General features: G+C 63.3%; 16 protein-coding genes. 14 read left to right on the forward strand and 2 right to left on the reverse strand.

Translation table 11 applies throughout. The features are described from left to right. Positions 1–95 precede the first annotated feature (95 nt). From JHX87_RS05465 to JHX87_RS05485, 5 genes are read left to right on the forward strand one after another with little or no spacing between them, the layout of a single operon-like run. Positions 96–878: an ABC transporter ATP-binding protein gene (locus tag JHX87_RS05465; RefSeq protein ID WP_271882996.1), complete on the forward strand. Its 783-nt coding sequence runs from the start codon at positions 96–98 to the stop codon at positions 876–878. Beyond that, on the forward strand, positions 875–1,708 hold the full coding sequence (locus JHX87_RS05470; protein WP_271882998.1) for an ABC transporter ATP-binding protein: 834 nt from the start codon (positions 875–877) through the stop codon (positions 1,706–1,708). Before JHX87_RS05465 ends, JHX87_RS05470 begins: the two co-directional genes overlap by 4 nt. 5 nt (positions 1,709–1,713) lie before the next feature. After that, positions 1,714–2,112 (forward strand): hypothetical protein, encoded by a 399-nt coding sequence (locus JHX87_RS05475; RefSeq protein WP_271883000.1) that lies wholly within the window; start codon positions 1,714–1,716, stop codon positions 2,110–2,112. Then, entirely contained in the window at positions 2,112–3,119 is a 1,008-nt protein-coding gene (locus tag JHX87_RS05480; protein ID WP_271883002.1) for a branched-chain amino acid ABC transporter permease, read from the forward strand. The genes JHX87_RS05475 and JHX87_RS05480 overlap by 1 nt, the downstream gene beginning before the upstream one ends. Positions 3,120–3,132: 13 nt before the next feature. Next, a complete protein-coding gene (locus JHX87_RS05485) occupies positions 3,133–4,464 on the forward strand; it encodes a branched-chain amino acid ABC transporter permease (protein ID WP_271883004.1) in 1,332 nt (443 codons plus the stop codon). Positions 4,465–4,538: 74 nt separating this feature from the next. Here JHX87_RS05485 and JHX87_RS05490 read toward each other — a convergent pair whose 3' ends face one another. Next, positions 4,539–5,063 (reverse strand): CAP domain-containing protein, encoded by a 525-nt coding sequence (locus JHX87_RS05490; protein ID WP_271883006.1) that lies wholly within the window; start codon positions 5,061–5,063, stop codon positions 4,539–4,541. A 129-nt stretch (positions 5,064–5,192) separates the two neighbouring features. Here JHX87_RS05490 and guaA point away from each other — a divergent pair, with 129 nt between their 5' ends. From guaA to JHX87_RS05530, 8 genes are all read left to right on the forward strand, one after another. Next, positions 5,193–6,746 (forward strand): glutamine-hydrolyzing GMP synthase, encoded by a 1,554-nt coding sequence (guaA, locus tag JHX87_RS05495; RefSeq protein ID WP_271883008.1) that lies wholly within the window; start codon positions 5,193–5,195, stop codon positions 6,744–6,746. A gap of 68 nt (positions 6,747–6,814) precedes the next feature. Continuing rightward, the gene (locus tag JHX87_RS05500; RefSeq protein WP_271883010.1) at positions 6,815–8,338 is read left to right on the forward strand and encodes a cryptochrome/photolyase family protein; all 1,524 of its coding nucleotides are present in this window, start codon (positions 6,815–6,817) and stop codon (positions 8,336–8,338) included. A 123-nt stretch (positions 8,339–8,461) separates the two neighbouring features. Continuing rightward, a complete protein-coding gene (locus tag JHX87_RS05505) occupies positions 8,462–9,202 on the forward strand; it encodes a DUF72 domain-containing protein (protein WP_271883012.1) in 741 nt (246 codons plus the stop codon). Continuing rightward, the gene (locus JHX87_RS05510; RefSeq protein WP_271883014.1) at positions 9,199–10,002 is read left to right on the forward strand and encodes a GNAT family N-acetyltransferase; all 804 of its coding nucleotides are present in this window, start codon (positions 9,199–9,201) and stop codon (positions 10,000–10,002) included. Before JHX87_RS05505 ends, JHX87_RS05510 begins: the two co-directional genes overlap by 4 nt. 77 nt (positions 10,003–10,079) lie before the next feature. After that, complete coding sequence (locus JHX87_RS05515; RefSeq protein WP_271883016.1) at positions 10,080–11,897, forward strand: M3 family oligoendopeptidase; 1,818 nt, start codon at positions 10,080–10,082, stop codon at positions 11,895–11,897. A 201-nt stretch (positions 11,898–12,098) separates the two neighbouring features. Then, a complete protein-coding gene (locus JHX87_RS05520) occupies positions 12,099–13,301 on the forward strand; it encodes a dipeptidase (RefSeq protein ID WP_271883018.1) in 1,203 nt (400 codons plus the stop codon). Continuing rightward, entirely contained in the window at positions 13,298–13,681 is a 384-nt protein-coding gene (gene rbsD / locus JHX87_RS05525; protein WP_271883020.1) for a D-ribose pyranase, read from the forward strand. The genes JHX87_RS05520 and rbsD overlap by 4 nt, the downstream gene beginning before the upstream one ends. Positions 13,682–13,740: 59 nt before the next feature. Further along, the gene (locus JHX87_RS05530) at positions 13,741–13,887 is read left to right on the forward strand and encodes an entericidin A/B family lipoprotein (protein WP_271883022.1); all 147 of its coding nucleotides are present in this window, start codon (positions 13,741–13,743) and stop codon (positions 13,885–13,887) included. 69 nt (positions 13,888–13,956) lie between these two features. Here the strand turns inward: JHX87_RS05530 and JHX87_RS05535 are convergent, their stop codons facing one another. Beyond that, positions 13,957–15,336, reverse strand: a complete 1,380-nt coding sequence (locus JHX87_RS05535) for a GntP family permease (protein WP_271883023.1) — start codon at positions 15,334–15,336, stop codon at positions 13,957–13,959. 303 nt (positions 15,337–15,639) lie between these two features. On the opposite strand from JHX87_RS05535, the gene JHX87_RS05540 reads away from it, so the two are divergent. Beyond that, the gene (locus JHX87_RS05540; protein ID WP_271883025.1) at positions 15,640–15,831 is read left to right on the forward strand and encodes a hypothetical protein; all 192 of its coding nucleotides are present in this window, start codon (positions 15,640–15,642) and stop codon (positions 15,829–15,831) included. Positions 15,832–15,844: the final 13 nt, after the last annotated feature.

Raw genomic sequence — 15,844 nt, forward strand, 5'->3', positions numbered from 1 at the left:
CCGGTTCTCCTTCACGGGGTTCCGGGCCGTTTTCATAACAACAACCGCGGATCGCGGGCATCCTTCACCACCGATGTGAAGACAGGGATTAAGGTATGATCAAGGTCGAAGACCTTCACCGACATTTCGGCGGGTTTCGCGCCGTGGACGGGGCCAGCCTGGAGATCGAGACCGGCTCGATCACCGGGTTGATCGGCCCGAACGGCGCCGGAAAATCAACGCTTTTCAACGTCATCGCCGGTGTCCTGCCGCCCACTTCGGGCCGCGTCACCATGGATGGCGAGGATATCACCGGCCTGCCCCCGCATGCGCTGTTCCACAAGGGGCTGCTGCGCACATTCCAGCTTGCGCATGAGTTTTCCTCGATGACGGTGCGGGAAAACCTGATGATGGTGCCGGGCGGCCAGACCGGCGAGACGATCTGGAAGACCTGGTTCCAGCGCGGCCGCATCGACCGGGAAGAGGCGGCGTTGCGGCAAAAGGCCGATGAGGTGCTGGATTTCCTGACCATCAGCCATGTCGCCAATGAAAAGGCGGGCAACCTGTCCGGCGGGCAGAAAAAGCTGCTGGAGCTGGGCCGCACGATGATGGTCGATGCCAAGGTCGTCTTTCTGGATGAGGTCGGGGCGGGCGTGAACCGCACCCTGCTGGGCACGATTGCCGATGCCATCCTGCGCCTGAACAAGGAACGCGGCTACACCTTCTGCGTGATCGAGCATGACATGGATTTCATCGGCAAGATCTGCGACCCGGTGATCGTCATGGCCGAGGGCAAGGTTCTGGCCAAGGGCAGCGCCCAGGACATCATGCAGAATGAAGACGTGATCGAATCCTATCTGGGCCGCGGTCTGAAGAACAAGGACATGGTAAGCGCATGAGCGACGCGGAAATCGCATTCGGCAAGCGCGGCAATCGCGATGCCTCGGTCGTCAATCCCAAGGGTCAGGGCAGCTTTGATGGCAGCCGCAAATCCGGCGCTGTCGGGGCCGGTATCGAAGGTGCGCCCTTCCTGATCGGTGACAGCATGTCGGGCGGCTATGGTCGTGGCCCCGATATCCTTCATGATTGCACCATCGCCGTCGACAAGGGCGAGATCGCTGTGATCGTCGGCCCCAATGGCGCGGGCAAATCCACCGCGATGAAGGCGCTGTTCGGGATGCTGGACCTGCGCAAGGGGCGCGTCTGCCTGAACGGGCGCGACATCACCGCGCTGAACCCGCAGGATCGGGTCAAGGCGGGCATGGGCTTCGTGCCGCAGGTGAACAATATCTTCCCCTCGATGAGCGTCGAGGAGAACCTGGAAATGGGCGCCTTCATCCGCAGCGACGATATCCGTCAGACGCTGGAACAGGTCTACGAGCTGTTCCCGGCCGTGGCCGAAAAGCGCAAACAGGCCGCCGGAGAGCTGTCGGGCGGTCAGCGTCAGCAGGTGGCCGTGGGCCGCGCGCTGATGACCCGCCCCGATGTGCTGATGCTGGATGAGCCGACCGCCGGGGTCAGCCCCATCGTCATGGATGAGCTGTTCGACCGCATCATCGCCATTGCCCGTGGCGGTCTGCCGGTGCTGATGGTGGAACAGAATGCGCAGCAGGCGATGAATATTGCCGACAAGGCCTATGTGCTGGTGCAGGGGGCCAATGCCCATACCGGCACCGGCAAGGAACTGATGGCCAATGAAGAGGTGCGCCGCACCTTCCTGGGGGGCTGAAGGCCATGCGCAATCTTCTGATCCCCGCCCTTCTGGCCCTGCTGGCCGCCCTGCCCGCCAGCGCCAATTCGCCCCGGATGCCGGTGCTGAACTGCGTCTTCGCGACCGAATGCCTGGACAATGAATGCGCCGATAGCGGCTATTCGGCCCAGTTGCGGCTGCGCAATGCCAGGCCGGTCGATAGCCAGATGACGCTGATCTCGGCCGAGTTCGAGGATGCCTCCGAGACCGTCCCCCTGCAGGGCATGATCCTGTCGGGCAACAAGCGTCTGTTCAACACCGAAAGCGCGACCGGAACCCGTCTGCTGACCATCAGCCCCGACGGCACCGCGCGCTATACCACCCATATCGCAGAACCGCTGATGGCAATGACCTATCTTGGCCAGTGCGAGGAAGACCGCTGATGGATATCCTGAATGCCCTCGTGGCCTTTCTGAACTTTGTCTTCATCCCCGCAGCCGCCTATGGCGCGCAGCTTGCGCTTGGTGCGCTTGGTGTGACGCTGATCTATGGCATCCTGCGCTTTTCGAACTTCGCCCATGGCGACACCATGGCCTTTGGCACCGCGGTCACGATCATCGTGACATGGGGCCTGCAGGCCTTGGGCATCTCGCTGGGTCCGCTGCCGACGGCGCTTCTGGCGCTGCCCTTCGGGATCGCGGCGACGGCACTTCTGGCGCTTGGCACGGATCGCGTGGTCTATCGCTTCTACCGCGTGCAGAAAGCGGCGCCGATCATTCTGGTCATGGCCTCGGTCGGGGTGATGTTCCTGATGAACGGGCTGACCCGCCTGCTGATCGGCGTGGATGAGATCCGCTTTACCGATGGCGCGCGGTTCATCATCAATGTCCGCGACTTCCGCGAATGGTCGGGGCTTGAGGAAGGGCTGGCCCTGCGCACCACGCAGCTTCTGACGCTGGTTGTCGCGGTGCTGGTCGTCTGGGCGCTGTTCTGGTTCCTGAACCGCACCAAATCGGGCAAGGCGATGCGCGCCTATTCCGACAATGAGGATCTGGCCCTGCTGTCAGGCATCGACCCCGAACGTGTCGTGCGCATGACATGGATCATTGCCGCCGGTCTGGCGACCATCGCGGGCGTTCTGTACGGTCTGGACAAGTCCTTCAAGGCCTTCAACTATTTCCAGATCCTGCTGCCGATCTTTGCCGCTGCCATCGTCGGCGGTCTGGGCAATCCGCTGGGCGCGATCGCGGGCGGTTTCGTGGTGGCCTTTTCCGAGGTTGCCGTCACCTACCCCTGGGTCAAGGTCGCGGGCTATCTGTTCCCCGGCTGGCAGCCTGACGGTCTGCTGCAATTGCTGGGCACGGAATATAAATTCGCCGTCAGCTTCGTGATCCTGATTATCGTCCTGCTGTTCAAGCCCACCGGCCTGTTCAGCGGCAAATCGGTGTAAGGGGGAACATCCTATGGCAACCACTCGTCAAGCCGCCGCGACAAGCCCCTGGCGCGCGCCGATCCTGTTCGCGATCCTGGCCCTGCTGTTCGTGCTGGAAGGGACGGTCCGCAACTCGATGTTCTCGGGCAGCTGGAACACCTCTCTGGCGATCCTGAACATGGGGCTGATCTCGGCCATCACCGCATTGGGCGTGAATATGCAATGGGGCTATGCGGGCCTCTTCAACGTGGGCGTGGTGGGCTTTCTGGCCCTGGGCGGGCTGGCCCCGGTGCTGATCGCCCTGCCCCCGGTCGAGGGGGCCTGGTCCTCGGGCGGGATGCGGCTGTTGCTGTCGCTTTTCGTCGGGATGGGCACGCTGGCCATGGCGAAAATGGCCTGGACGCGGACCCGAAGCGGGCTGATCGTCGCGGGGGTGCTGCTGGCCGGTTTCGTCGCCTATCGCTGGCTATTCGATCCGGCCGTGCTGGCGATCGAGGCCAATAACCCCGCCCGCCACGGCAATATCGGCGGCCTTGGCCTGCCGGTTCTGCTGTCCTGGGTGGTGGGCGGGCTGTTCGCCGCCGCCGCCGCATGGGCCGTGGGCAAGGTCGCGCTTGGCCTGCGCTCGGACTATCTGGCCATCGCCACGCTGGGCATCGGCGAAATCATCGTCGCCGTGCTGAAGAACGAGGACTGGCTGGCCCGGGGGGTGAAGAACATCACCTCGATCCCGCGCCCGGTCCCCTATGAGGTCGACCTGCAGGCCAATCCGGATTTCGTCGATTTCGCCACAAGCTGGGGCTTTGGCGCGGCCGAGGCCTCGGGCATCTGGGTCAAGCTGTGCTATATGCTGCTGTTCCTGGTGGTGCTGCTGACCATCATCCTGCTGGCCGAACTGGCGCTGAAATCGCCCTGGGGCCGGATGATGCGCGCGATCCGCGACAATGAAACCGCGGCCGAGGCGATGGGCAAGGATGTCACCGCGCGGCATTTGCAGGTCTTCGTGCTGGGCTCTGCCGTGATCGGGATTGCGGGTGCGATGATGATCACGCAGGACGGGCTGATGGCGCCGACCAGCTATAACCCGCTGCGCTATACCTTCCTGATCTGGGTGATGGTGATTGTCGGCGGGTCCGGCAATAACTGGGGCGCGGTTCTGGGCGCGATCCTGATCTGGTTCATCTGGATCAAGGTCGAGATCTGGGGCCCGAACCTGATCGGCTTCCTGGTGACACCGCTGCCCGATGGCGATCTGAAAACCCATCTTCTGGATAGCGCGCCGCATATGCGCTTTATCGTGATGGGTCTGGTGCTGCTTCTGGTGCTGCGCTTCGCGCCGCGCGGGCTGGTGCCGGAAAGATAGCGTAGGACTGCGCTGCAAAAGCAAAAGGCGCGCTGCCGGGCAGCGCGCCTTTTTCAATGCCGGGCCACGTGCGATCAGCGGCAGTCATCGCCCAGAACAAGGCTCCACCAGATGCGCCCGTCAGGCCCACGCGCCGCGCCCGCGCCGATCTTGTCGGGATCCTGACCCAGCAATTCCACGCGATGCGGATCGGACTGCATCCAGCGCTGCGTGACCTCTTGTGCGCCGCTGCCCACGGCAACCAGCTGCGCCACGCCGCAGGTCGGGAAATCCACGGAACGCGCACGATCGACGATATTCGACCCATCCGCCCCGGCCACGCTGGGCTGCTGTCGCGCGGCGATATCGCAGGCGTGGGACTGCGCGATCCGGACCAGCCGGTCATCGACCTCCAGCACGGTTTTCTCTTGCACGACGCGCAGTTGGTTGGTGGCATCGACCATGGCCTGCTGCATCACCGGATCGCCGCCACAGCTGCCGATCACCTCGGGGTCCTGCCAGACCTCTGTGAACAGCTCATCCCCGACCGGTTCGCTGCGCTCGCAGGCAGCGACGGTGGCAATCGCGATTGCGGCGGCGGTTGCAAAACGAAGCGACATATCGATCACCCTTCAATGGCCTGTTTCCAAGGGATATTCTGAACGCGCCCGAAAGTCACGAAGTTCCCCCCTGCCCGGTCGCTCTTGCTGCCTCTTGCGTCAATCCGGTTCCGCGCTTAAAGCCCAAGCATGACCCAACATCAGCGCCTTCTTATCATCGATTTCGGCTCTCAGGTGACGCAGCTGATCGCGCGCCGCCTGCGCGAGCTGAACATCTATTGCGAAATCCACCCCTATCAGAACGTGACGCAGGCGTTCCTGGCCGATTTCGCGCCGAAAGCCGTGATCCTGTCAGGCGGCCCCGACAGCGTGACGCGCGACGGATCGCCCCGCGCGCCGGAAAACCTGTGGCAGATGGGGGTGCCGATCTTTGGCATCTGCTATGGCCAGCAGGTGATGATGACGCAGCTTGGCGGCAATGTCGAAGCCGGGCATCACGCCGAATATGGCCGCGCTTTCGTGACCCCCGCGACGGGCCACAAGGCCGATGGCATCTTCGCCGGGCTCTCGGATCGCGAACAGGTCTGGATGAGCCATGGCGACCGCGTGACCGAACTGGCCCCGGGCTTCGAGGTGATCGGCACCTCGCCCAATGCGCCCTTCGCGATCACCGCCGACGAGGCGCGCGGCTTTTACGCCGTGCAGTTCCACCCCGAGGTGCATCACACGCCGCATGGCCGCCAGATGCTGGAGAATTTCACCCGCATGGCGGGCTTTACCGGCGACTGGACCATGGCCGCCTATAAGGACGAGGCGATCCGCAAGATCCGCGAACAGGTCGGCGACAAGCGGGTGATCTGCGGTCTTTCGGGCGGCGTGGACAGTTCCGTTGCCGCCGTGCTGATCCACGAGGCCATCGGCGACCAGCTGACCTGCGTTTTCGTCGATCACGGGCTGTTGCGGCTGAATGAGGCCGAAGAGGTCGTGACCATGTTCCGCGACAATTACAACATCCCGCTGATCCATGCGGATGAGGCCGATCTGTTCATCGGCGCGCTGGAAGGCGTCAGCGACCCCGAGGTCAAGCGCAAGACCATCGGCAAGCTGTTCATCGACGTATTTCAGAAATACGCCAATGAGATCGAGGGGGCCGAGTTTCTGGCCCAGGGCACGCTTTATCCCGATGTGATCGAAAGCGTCAGTTTCAGCGGCGGCCCCTCGGTCACGATCAAATCGCACCATAATGTCGGCGGCCTGCCGGAAAAGATGGGCCTGAAGCTGGTCGAGCCGCTGCGCGAGCTGTTCAAGGATGAGGTCCGCGCCCTTGGCCGCGAGCTTGGCCTGCCCGACAGCTTTATCGGCCGCCACCCCTTCCCCGGCCCCGGCCTTGCCATCCGCTGCCCCGGAGAGATCACCCGCGACAAGCTGGAGATCCTGCGCAAGGCCGATGCCGTCTTCATCGACCAGATCCGCAAGCATGGGCTATATGATGAGATCTGGCAGGCTTTCGTGGCGATTTTGCCGGTGCGCACGGTGGGCGTGATGGGCGACGGGCGCACCTATGATTACGCCTGCGCGCTGCGCGCCGTGACCTCGGTCGACGGCATGACGGCGGATTATTATCCCTTCACGCATGAATTCCTCGGCGAAACCGCGACCCGGATCATCAATGAGGTCAAGGGCATCAACCGCTGCACCTATGACATCACGTCAAAGCCACCGGGCACGATCGAGTGGGAATAATTCGCGCCTGAGCGGGCGAGGGAACGGATCCGGGCTTCGCGCGTCCTCTTTGCACAAGGGAGGACGCGATGACGAAATTGATCCTGGTGCTGGGCGACCAACTCAGCAAGGACATGGCGGCCCTGCGCGCGGCCGAGGATGGCGATGTCATCGTCATGGCCGAGGTGCAGGACGAGGCCAGCTATGTCGCGCATCACCCCAAGAAGATCGCGTTCATCTTTGCCGCGATGCGCAAATTTGCCGACGCGCTGCGCGAAGACGGCTTCAAGGTCGCCTATACGCGGCTGGACGATCCCGAAAACAGTCACAAGATCGGGGGTGAGCTTCTGCGCCGGGCCGAGGAGTTTGGCGCTGATCGGATCATCGCCACCGAGCCGGGGGAATGGCGGCTGATCAATATCCTGACCTATCTGCCGATCCCGGTCACGCAATTGCCCGATGATCGCTTCTTCGCCAGCCATGCCGAATTCGAGGATTGGGCCGAAGACCGCAAGGAATTGCGGATGGAGTGGTTCTATCGAGAGATGCGGCGCAAGACCGGCCTGCTGATGGAGGGTGACGACCCGGCGGGCGGCGAGTGGAATTACGACCAGCAGAACCGCAAACCGGCCAAGCCCGACCTGTTTCGCAAGACCCCGCCGGAATTCGAACCCGATGCCATCACCGAAGAGGTTCTGACGCTGGTGGAGGACCGATTTGGCGATCATTTCGGCGATCTGCGCCCATTCCGCTATGCCACGGATCGCGCAGGCGCGCTGAAGGCGCTGGATCATTTCATCGCCCATGCGCTGGATGAGTTCGGCCCCTATCAGGACGCGATGCTGATCGACGATCCGCTGCTGTTTCATTCGGTCCTGTCGCCCTATCTGAATGCCGGGCTGCTGTCGCCACGCGAAATCTGCGAGGCGGCGGCGGGGGCTTATGCCGATGGCAAGGTGCGGCTGAACTCGGCCGAGGGGTTCATTCGCCAGATCCTTGGCTGGCGCGAATTCATGCGCGGGATCTATTTTCTGCAAGGCCCCGATTACACCAGTCAGAACCGGCTGGGCCACCGCCGCGACCTGCCCGCGCTTTACTGGGGCGGCGAGACGCGGATGGCCTGCCTGTCGGCGGCGGTCGGCCAGACGCAGAAGCTGGCCTATGCCCATCACATCCAGCGGCTGATGGTGACGGGCAATTTCGCGCTGCTGGCGGGCATCGATCCGGCGCAGGTGCATGAATGGTATCTGGCGGTCTATCTGGACGCCTATGAATGGGTCGAGGCGCCCAATGTCATCGGGATGAGCCAATTTGCCGATGGCGGGCTGGTCGGCAGCAAGCCCTATGTCTCATCCGGCAATTACATCAACAAGATGTCGGATTATTGCGGCAATTGCGCCTATTCGGTCAGCAGGAAGACCGGCGAAGGCGCCTGCCCATTCAACCTGCTTTATTGGGATTTCATGCTGCGCCACCGCGATCTGCTGGAACAGAACAGCCGCGTCAGCCGGATCTATGCCAATTGGGACCGGATGGACAAGGACCGCCGCAGCACGGTTCTTGCCGAGGCGGCGGCGTTTCTGGACCGGATGGAGGCGGGCGAGATCGTCTGAGCGCCCGCCCGGCACAGATGCGCGACAAGATCGGCAGGCGCGCGGGTCACTAATCGCATGGCCCTTGCCGCGATTGTCGCCTAACCTGCGCCGGTCGGGGTGGCAGCCCATCGGAGGAGTCAGATGAAAAAGATCCGGATCGGAATCGGCGGCTGGAACTTTCCCGAATGGCGCAAGGGCGTCTTTTATCCCGAGGGACTGCCACAGCGGCAGGAACTGGAATACGCCTCCCACGTGCTTGGCAGTATCGAGATCAACGCCACCTATTACGGCAGCCAGAAGCCCGAGAGCTTTCAGAAATGGCATGATGAAACGCCCGAGGATTTCGTCTTTGCCGTCAAGGCCTCGCGCTTTGCCACGAATCGCAAGGTGCTGGCCGAGGCGGGCGACAGCGTGGCGCGGTTTCTAACGTCGGGCATCACCCGGCTGGGCACGAAACTGGGACCGATCAACTGGCAACTGGCCGAGACAAAGAAATTCGACGCGCCGGATTTCGCGGGCTTCCTGAAGCTGCTACCGCAGGCGCAGGACGGCGTACCCCTCCGCCACGCGGTCGAGGCCCGCCATGACAGCTTTGCCAGTGACGAGGCCGCCGCGCTGTGCCGCGATCATGGCGTGGCGCTGATCCGGTCTGGCGACAGCAAATTCCCCGAAATCGACGCGCAGACCGCCGATTTCGCCTATCTGCGGATCATGGGCACCACCGATCAGCCCCTGGGCTATGGCGAGGCCGATCTGGATCGCTGGGCCGATGAGGCGCGCCGGATCGCGCAGGACCGCGAGGTTTATCTCTACGTGATCTCGGGCCAGAAGGATCGCAACCCGGCGGCGGCGCGCGCCCTGATCGAAAGGCTGGCTCAATGAGTTGCGCCTGCGGACATCACCACGCGCCCCGGACGGGCTGCACCAACGGCCAGCCCGTTGCGCTGTCGTCGCCGATGATTGCCCTGTCGGGGCGGCTGATCTGCGCGGATATGGCGCAGATGATGCTGGCCATGGACCTGCTGCCCGAACATGTCAGGCTCAGCCGCGCAGAGCCGGGTTGCCTGCGCTTCGATATCGGGCAGGACGACGATCCGTTGATCTGGTCCCTGTCAGAGCTGTTCACCGATGCGGCGGCGTTTCAGGCGCATCGGGACCGCAATGCGGCATCCGTCTGGGGCCGGGAAAGCCGCGATCTGCGCCGCGATTTCAACCGGCGCGAGGTCCAGCCCGTAATGCGCGCTGAAATTGCCGCCGATGCCGATGCCATCGACGACCTGTTGACGCAGGCCTTTGACGGCCCGTCCGAGGCGCAACTGGTCCGGGGGTTGCGTGCCGATGGCGATTTGCCGATCTCGCTGGTGGTCGAGGCCGAAGGCACCCTGCTTGGCCATATCGCGCTGTCGCCCCTGCGGGCCGAGCGCCCGGCCTATGCGCTGGCGCCGCTGGCGGTTCATCCGAAAATGCAGGGCCGGGGTCTGGGCGGCGCACTGATCCGCGCGGCGGTGGCACAGGCGGGCGATGCCGCCATCGTGCTGCTGGGCGATCCGGCCTATTACGCCCGCTTCGGGTTTCGCCCGGTCGATCTGACCTCTGCCTATGCCGGGCCTTATCTTCAAATGCTGGGCAATCTGCCCGCCCAAAGCCGGATTGATCACGCACCGGCCTTTGCCCGGCTGTAAGCGGCGAAAACAATGGCGCCCGCCTTGCGGACGGGGCTGTCCCGGTCCACATCTAGGGCAAAGAGAAAGGACCGATCATGGCAGCAGAAATGACCTTCGACGCGGTGGATGCCGCAAAGGGCGCCTCGCTGGGCGATTTGCCCGAATGGGATCTGAGCGATCTCTATCCCTCGCCAGAATCCCAGCAGTTGAAGGATGATATCGCCGATCTGGACGCGCGCGTCGCGGATTTCGCCGGTCGCTATCAGGGCAAGCTGGCGGATCTGACACCCGCGCAGATGCTGGAGGCCATTCAGGCCTATGAGCAGATCGATATCATCGGCGGCCGGATCATGTCCTATGCCGGTCTGTGCTATTATCAGAACACCACCGATGCGGCGCGGGCCAAGATGCTGGGCGATCTACAAGGCAGGATCACCGATATCACCACGCCGCTGGTGTTTTTCAGCCTGGAATTCAACCGCATCCCGGATGAGACCTATGAGGCGGTCTTTACCGCGCCCGATGGCCCCGCCCGCTACAAGCCGGTCTTTGACCGCATGCGCGCCATGCGTCCGCATCAGCTGTCGGATGAGTTGGAACAGTTTCTGCATGACAACAGCGTCGTCGGGGCTGCCGCCTGGAACCGTCTGTTCGATGAAACCACCGCCGCGCTGGAATTCGAGGTCGAGGGCGAAACCCTTGGCATGGAAGCCACGCTGAACCTGCTGACCGAACATGACCGCGCCAAGCGCGAGGCCGCCGCAAAGGCGCTGGCCAAGGTGTTCGGCGATAACGTCAAGCTGTTCGCCCGCATTCACAATACGCTGGCCAAGGAAAAGGCCATCGAGGACAAGTGGCGCAAGATGCCGACGCCGCAATATGGCCGTCATCTGTCCAACCATGTCGAGCCCGAGGTTGTCGAGGCGCTGCGCAATGCCGTGACCGCGGCCTATCCGCGCCTGTCACATCGCTATTACGCACTGAAGGCGAAATGGCTGGGTCTGGACAAGCTGCAGGTCTGGGACCGCAATGCGCCGCTGCCCACCGACGCGCCCCGCACCATTGGCTGGGACGAGGCGCGGGACACCGTGCTGGGTGCCTATGGCGATTTCGCGCCGCGTCTGGCCGAACTGGCGCAGCCCTTCTTTGACAAGGGCTGGATCGATGCCGGGGTCAAGCCGGGCAAGGCGCCGGGCGCCTTTGCCCATCCGACCGTGGTGACCGTGCATCCCTATGTGCTGCTGAATTATCTGGGCAAGCCGCGCGACGTGATGACCCTTGCGCATGAGCTGGGGCATGGCGTCCATCAGCGGCTGGCGGCGGATCAGGGAGAGTTGCTGGCCTCGACCCCGCTGACGCTGGCCGAGACCGCCAGCGTCTTTGGCGAGATGCTGACCTTCCGCGCGCTTCTGGCCAGAACCAGCGATCCGGCGCAGAAAAAGGCGCTGCTGGCGGGCAAGGTCGAGGATATGATCAATACCGTCGTGCGCCAGATCGCCTTTTATGATTTCGAATGCAAGCTGCATGCCGCGCGTGCCGAGGGTGAGCTGACGCCTGAGGATATCAATGCGCTGTGGATGTCGGTGCAGGCGGAATCGCTGGGCCCAGTTTTTGAGTTCATGCCGGGATATGAGACCTTCTGGACCTATGTGCCGCATTTCGTGCATTCGCCCTTCTACGTCTATGCCTATGCCTTTGGCGACGGGCTGGTGAATGCGCTTTACGCCGCCTATGAGGACGGGCTGCCCGATTTCCAGCAGAAATATTTCGACCTGCTGGCGGCGGGCGGATCGAAACATCACAGCGAATTGCTGGCGCCCTTCGGGCTGGATGCCTCGGACCCGGCCTTCTGGGACAAGGGGCTGTCGATGATCGAGGGCTTTATCGACGAGCTTGAGGCGCTGGAAGAGTAGGCGGATCTGTCGGCTGGCGAAGGGGTTGTCTTTGCCAGCCGGGTTCGGTCGCTGCGCCTTCTTGTCTGTCGCGGGATGTGATCTGGCGACAGAAGGGGCTGCCGCCCCCGGTCGCGCTGACGCGCGCCCTCCCCCGCGGATATTTTGCACAGATGATATGGTTGCGGCGCGATCTGGCGCTATTGTGGCGGGAAAAGGGGGATGCGGATGTTCAGACGCGTTTTGCTGGGAATTCTGGGGCTGGCCATCATTGCGGTGGCGGGGTTTTTCATCTTTGCACCGGCCTATGTCGAGCGTGGCATGAACCCCTTGCGGATGCCCGAGGGCGGCTGGCCGGTGAGTGCCGAGGCAGAGGCGCTGCATCAGCGGCTGGTGATCGGCGACTGGCATTCGGATGCGCTGCTATGGGATCGCGACATCCTGCGGCAGGTCGATCGCGGGCATACGGATGTGCCGCGTCTGTTGGCGGGGAATGTGGCGCTGCAGGTGTTCACGACCGTCACCAAAAGCCCGCGCGGTCAGAATTATTCGCAGAACAGCGCCGAGGCGCCCGATAATATTACCCCGCTGTTCATGGGGCAGTTGCGGCCGATCCGGTCCTGGTCGTCGCTGCGCGAGCGGGCGCTGGTGCAGGCCGAGGCGCTGCAGCAGGCGGCGGATCGGGCGCCCGATCGGCTGCGGATCATTCGCAGCCGCGAGGATCTGGCGTCGCTGTTGCAGGACCGGGCTACGGGGCAGAAGGTTCTGGGCGCGATGCTGGGATCCGAGGGGGCGCATCCGCTGGAGGGCGAGTTGGCCAATCTGGATGTGCTCTACGGCGCCGGTTTCCGGCTTCTGGGGCTGACGCATTTCTTTGACAATGAATTGGGCGGCAGTCTGCATGGTCAGGGCGGCAGCGAGTCCGGGCTGAGCCCCTTTGGCCGTCAGGTGGTCGAGGGGATGATGGCGCGCGGGATGGTGGTGGATCTGGCCCATGCCTCGCCCCGGATGGTGCGGGATGTGCTGGCGATGGAGGGTACGCGGCCTATCGTGTCGCATACCGGGATCCGCAGCTATTGCGACAGTCCGCGCAATCTGGAGGATGAGGTGATTGCAGCGATCGCAGCAAAGGGCGGGCTGATCGGAGTCGGTTATTGGGAAGATGTGGCTTGTGGCGCGACGCCTGCCGATGTCGCAGGCAGCATTCTTGCGGCGATTGATCTGGTGGGTGAGGATCACGTCTCGCTTGGCTCTGATTACGACGGGGCGGTGGATGCGCCTTTCGATGCCGCGCATCTGTCGGCGTTGACGCAGGCGCTGCTGGATGCGGGTCTGTCCGAGGCGCAGATTGCCAAGGTCATGGGCGGCAATATGATGCGCTATCTGGCAGAGACATTGCCAGCGGATGAAGAGGCAGACGGATGAAGCGCGGGAAGCTGTTACATGCGGAACTGTCGGGGCTGATCGCCTCGATGGGTCATGGGGATCTGATCGTTCTGGGCGATGCGGGCCTGCCGGTGCCGCCGGGGGTGCCTTGCATCGATCTGGCGGTGACGGCGGGAGTCCCGGGACTGTTCGATGTGCTGGATGCCGTCCTGTCGGAACTTGTCGTGGAGCGTTCGGCGATTGCCGGGGAGGCCTCATCCGGGCTGGGCAGCGCGTTTCGTGCAAGGGAGATCGGCGATCTGCGCACCGTCACCCATGACGAATTCAAGCGGATCAGCCGCGAGGCGCGGGCCATTGTGCGGACCGGGGAATTCACGCCCTATGCGAATATCTGCCTTTGGTCCGGCGTCGCCTTCTGACGCGGAACCGGCAGGCCCTTCCTGCGTTTCAGTTTCGAAGAAGCTGAGGGAGCATAGCAATGACAAAGAAATTTCTGGGACTGGGGGCGATCTTGGCCATGATGGCACTGTCGGCCTGCGAAACGGTTCAGGGTGCGGGCCGCGATCTGCAGACTGCCGGCTCGGTGGTGCAGCAGGAAAGTGCGGAAGTGCAGGCCGGGATGTAAGTCGCGGCCGATATGATCGCAATGCAAAAGGCGGCCTTCGGGGGCCGCCTTTCTGTTTGGCGCACCTGCCTAGAACAGGATCCAGCCGATCCAGGCCAGCCCGAAGCCGATCACGCCCAGAAGCGTCTCCATCACGGTCCAGGTCTTCAGCGTGGTCTTTTCATCCATGCCCAGAAAACGCCCGACCAGCCAGAAGCCGGAATCGTTCACATGGCTCAGCACGGTCGATCCGCAGGCGATGGCGATGACCAGAAAGCACAGATCCAGCGCGCTGAGCCCGGTGGTTGCTGCCAGGGTCGGCGCGATCAGCCCCGCCGTGGTGGTCAGCGCCACCGTGGCCGAGCCCTGCGCCACGCGCAGCGCCGTGGCCACCAGGAAGGCCGCGACGATCAGCGGCAGGCCGATCTGTTCCAGCGATCCGGCCAGCGCCTGACCGATCCCGCTGGCCCTGAGGACGCCGCCGAACATGCCGCCGGCCCCGGTCACAAGGATGATCGCGCAGACCGGACCCAGCGAATCGTTCATGATCTTCTCGATCTCGGAGGGGCTGCGGCCCGCACCCAGCTTCCACATCGCGAAAAGCACCGTGATCAGCAGGGCCACCGCCGTTTGCCCCAGCATGCGCAGGATATTGACCCATAGCGCATCGCCATCGACGGCCCCCATCGTGGCCAGCGTGTTCAGCCCGGTATTGAGAAAGATCAGCCCCAGAGGCAGCAGCAGAACCGACAGAACCGTGCTGAATTCGGGCAGATCCTCGGGCGCGACCTGCTTCATCTCTCCCATGAAAGCGGGCACCGGCAGATCGAATTTCCTGCCCGCGTAAAGCGCGTAAAGATAGCTGCCGAAATACCAGGTCGGCAGCCCGATGATCAGGCCGACGATCAGCAGCAGGCCCATATCCGCCCCCAGCAGATCACCCGCCGCGACCGGGCCGGGATGCGGCGGCACGAAAGCATGCATCACCGCAAAGGCCCCGGCCGCGGGCAACGCATAGGTCAGGACCGAGCCGCCGAAACGCCGCGCGACCGAGAAGATGATCGGCAGCATGACGACCAGACCCGCATCGAAGAAGATCGGAAAGCCGAACATCAGCGAGGCGACGCCAAGCGCGAAGGGCGCCCGGTTTTCGCCAAAGACCTGGATCAGCCGGTCAGCCAGCACCTGCGCGCCGCCCGTCACCTCTAGCAGGCGGCCGATCATGGCGCCGAATCCCACCAGAATCGCCACCGAGGCCAGCGTGCTGCCAAAGCCGCCCAGCATCGTCGGCACCACATCGGCAAAGGGAATTTTCGTCGCCAAAGCCGTCAGAAGGCTGACCAGAACCAGCGCGACAAAGGCGTGCAGCTTGAATCGCAGGATCAGAACCAGCAGCAGCGCCACCGCCGATGCGGCGATCAGCAGCAGCCCGCCCGTGCCATAGGCCGGTTCGATTGCAGGATTATTCATGGGCCCCTCCCGTCAGGGTTGAAGTGTCACAAGAAGATATTTCAAATAGATGTCCCGAAGGACCTGTCAGCCATGCCCGCAGGGCGATCTCACAGGGCTTACTCTAGGGCCGGGCGCGACGCGCCGGAAGAGGTTAATGTGTATTCATTTCGTTCTGCTGGCACTTCCCGGCGGCACGGAATAATGTATGGCGGAATCCCGTCCGGACCCCGCCGCTATGCTAGGCAAGCCAGCATTTGCTGCTATGATACGGATATTAGATAGACCATGAGCGGGCCGAATTTCGCCCGGAGGAGGAGTTCCATGAAGAACCCATGGATGAGCGCGTGGCTGTCGACGGCCAACCAGATGGCCTCCACGTCTCGCACGCTGATGTCGGCCGAGGTGCAGCGGCAGCAAAACGCCATGATCGAAGCCTGGAGCGATGCGACCTTCGAATTCTGGATGCGGATCTGGTTTCCGCTGATGCCGATGAAGAAACAGCGCCGGAAGTAGATCCGGCCCCTGC

This window comes from Paracoccus fistulariae, from assembly GCF_028553785.1.
GTDB classification, from domain to species: Bacteria; Pseudomonadota; Alphaproteobacteria; order Rhodobacterales; family Rhodobacteraceae; genus Paracoccus; species Paracoccus fistulariae.

Bases quoted from the DNA above. Each gene is read 5' to 3' on its own strand.
- JHX87_RS05465 (WP_271882996.1), top strand. From the start codon at position 96: ATGATCAAGGTCGAAGACCTTCACCGACATTTCGGCGGGTTTCGCGCC.
- JHX87_RS05470 (WP_271882998.1), top strand. From the start codon at position 875: ATGAGCGACGCGGAAATCGCATTCGGCAAGCGCGGCAATCGCGATGCC.
- JHX87_RS05475 (WP_271883000.1), top strand. From the start codon at position 1,714: ATGCGCAATCTTCTGATCCCCGCCCTTCTGGCCCTGCTGGCCGCCCTG.
- JHX87_RS05480 (WP_271883002.1), top strand. From the start codon at position 2,112: ATGGATATCCTGAATGCCCTCGTGGCCTTTCTGAACTTTGTCTTCATC.
- JHX87_RS05485 (WP_271883004.1), top strand. From the start codon at position 3,133: ATGGCAACCACTCGTCAAGCCGCCGCGACAAGCCCCTGGCGCGCGCCG.
- JHX87_RS05490 (WP_271883006.1), bottom strand. From the start codon at position 5,063: ATGTCGCTTCGTTTTGCAACCGCCGCCGCAATCGCGATTGCCACCGTC.
- guaA (WP_271883008.1), top strand. From the start codon at position 5,193: ATGACCCAACATCAGCGCCTTCTTATCATCGATTTCGGCTCTCAGGTG.
- JHX87_RS05500 (WP_271883010.1), top strand. From the start codon at position 6,815: ATGACGAAATTGATCCTGGTGCTGGGCGACCAACTCAGCAAGGACATG.
- JHX87_RS05505 (WP_271883012.1), top strand. From the start codon at position 8,462: ATGAAAAAGATCCGGATCGGAATCGGCGGCTGGAACTTTCCCGAATGG.
- JHX87_RS05510 (WP_271883014.1), top strand. From the start codon at position 9,199: ATGAGTTGCGCCTGCGGACATCACCACGCGCCCCGGACGGGCTGCACC.
- JHX87_RS05515 (WP_271883016.1), top strand. From the start codon at position 10,080: ATGGCAGCAGAAATGACCTTCGACGCGGTGGATGCCGCAAAGGGCGCC.
- JHX87_RS05520 (WP_271883018.1), top strand. From the start codon at position 12,099: ATGCGGATGTTCAGACGCGTTTTGCTGGGAATTCTGGGGCTGGCCATC.
- rbsD (WP_271883020.1), top strand. From the start codon at position 13,298: ATGAAGCGCGGGAAGCTGTTACATGCGGAACTGTCGGGGCTGATCGCC.
- JHX87_RS05530 (WP_271883022.1), top strand. From the start codon at position 13,741: ATGACAAAGAAATTTCTGGGACTGGGGGCGATCTTGGCCATGATGGCA.
- JHX87_RS05535 (WP_271883023.1), bottom strand. From the start codon at position 15,336: ATGAATAATCCTGCAATCGAACCGGCCTATGGCACGGGCGGGCTGCTG.
- JHX87_RS05540 (WP_271883025.1), top strand. From the start codon at position 15,640: ATGAAGAACCCATGGATGAGCGCGTGGCTGTCGACGGCCAACCAGATG.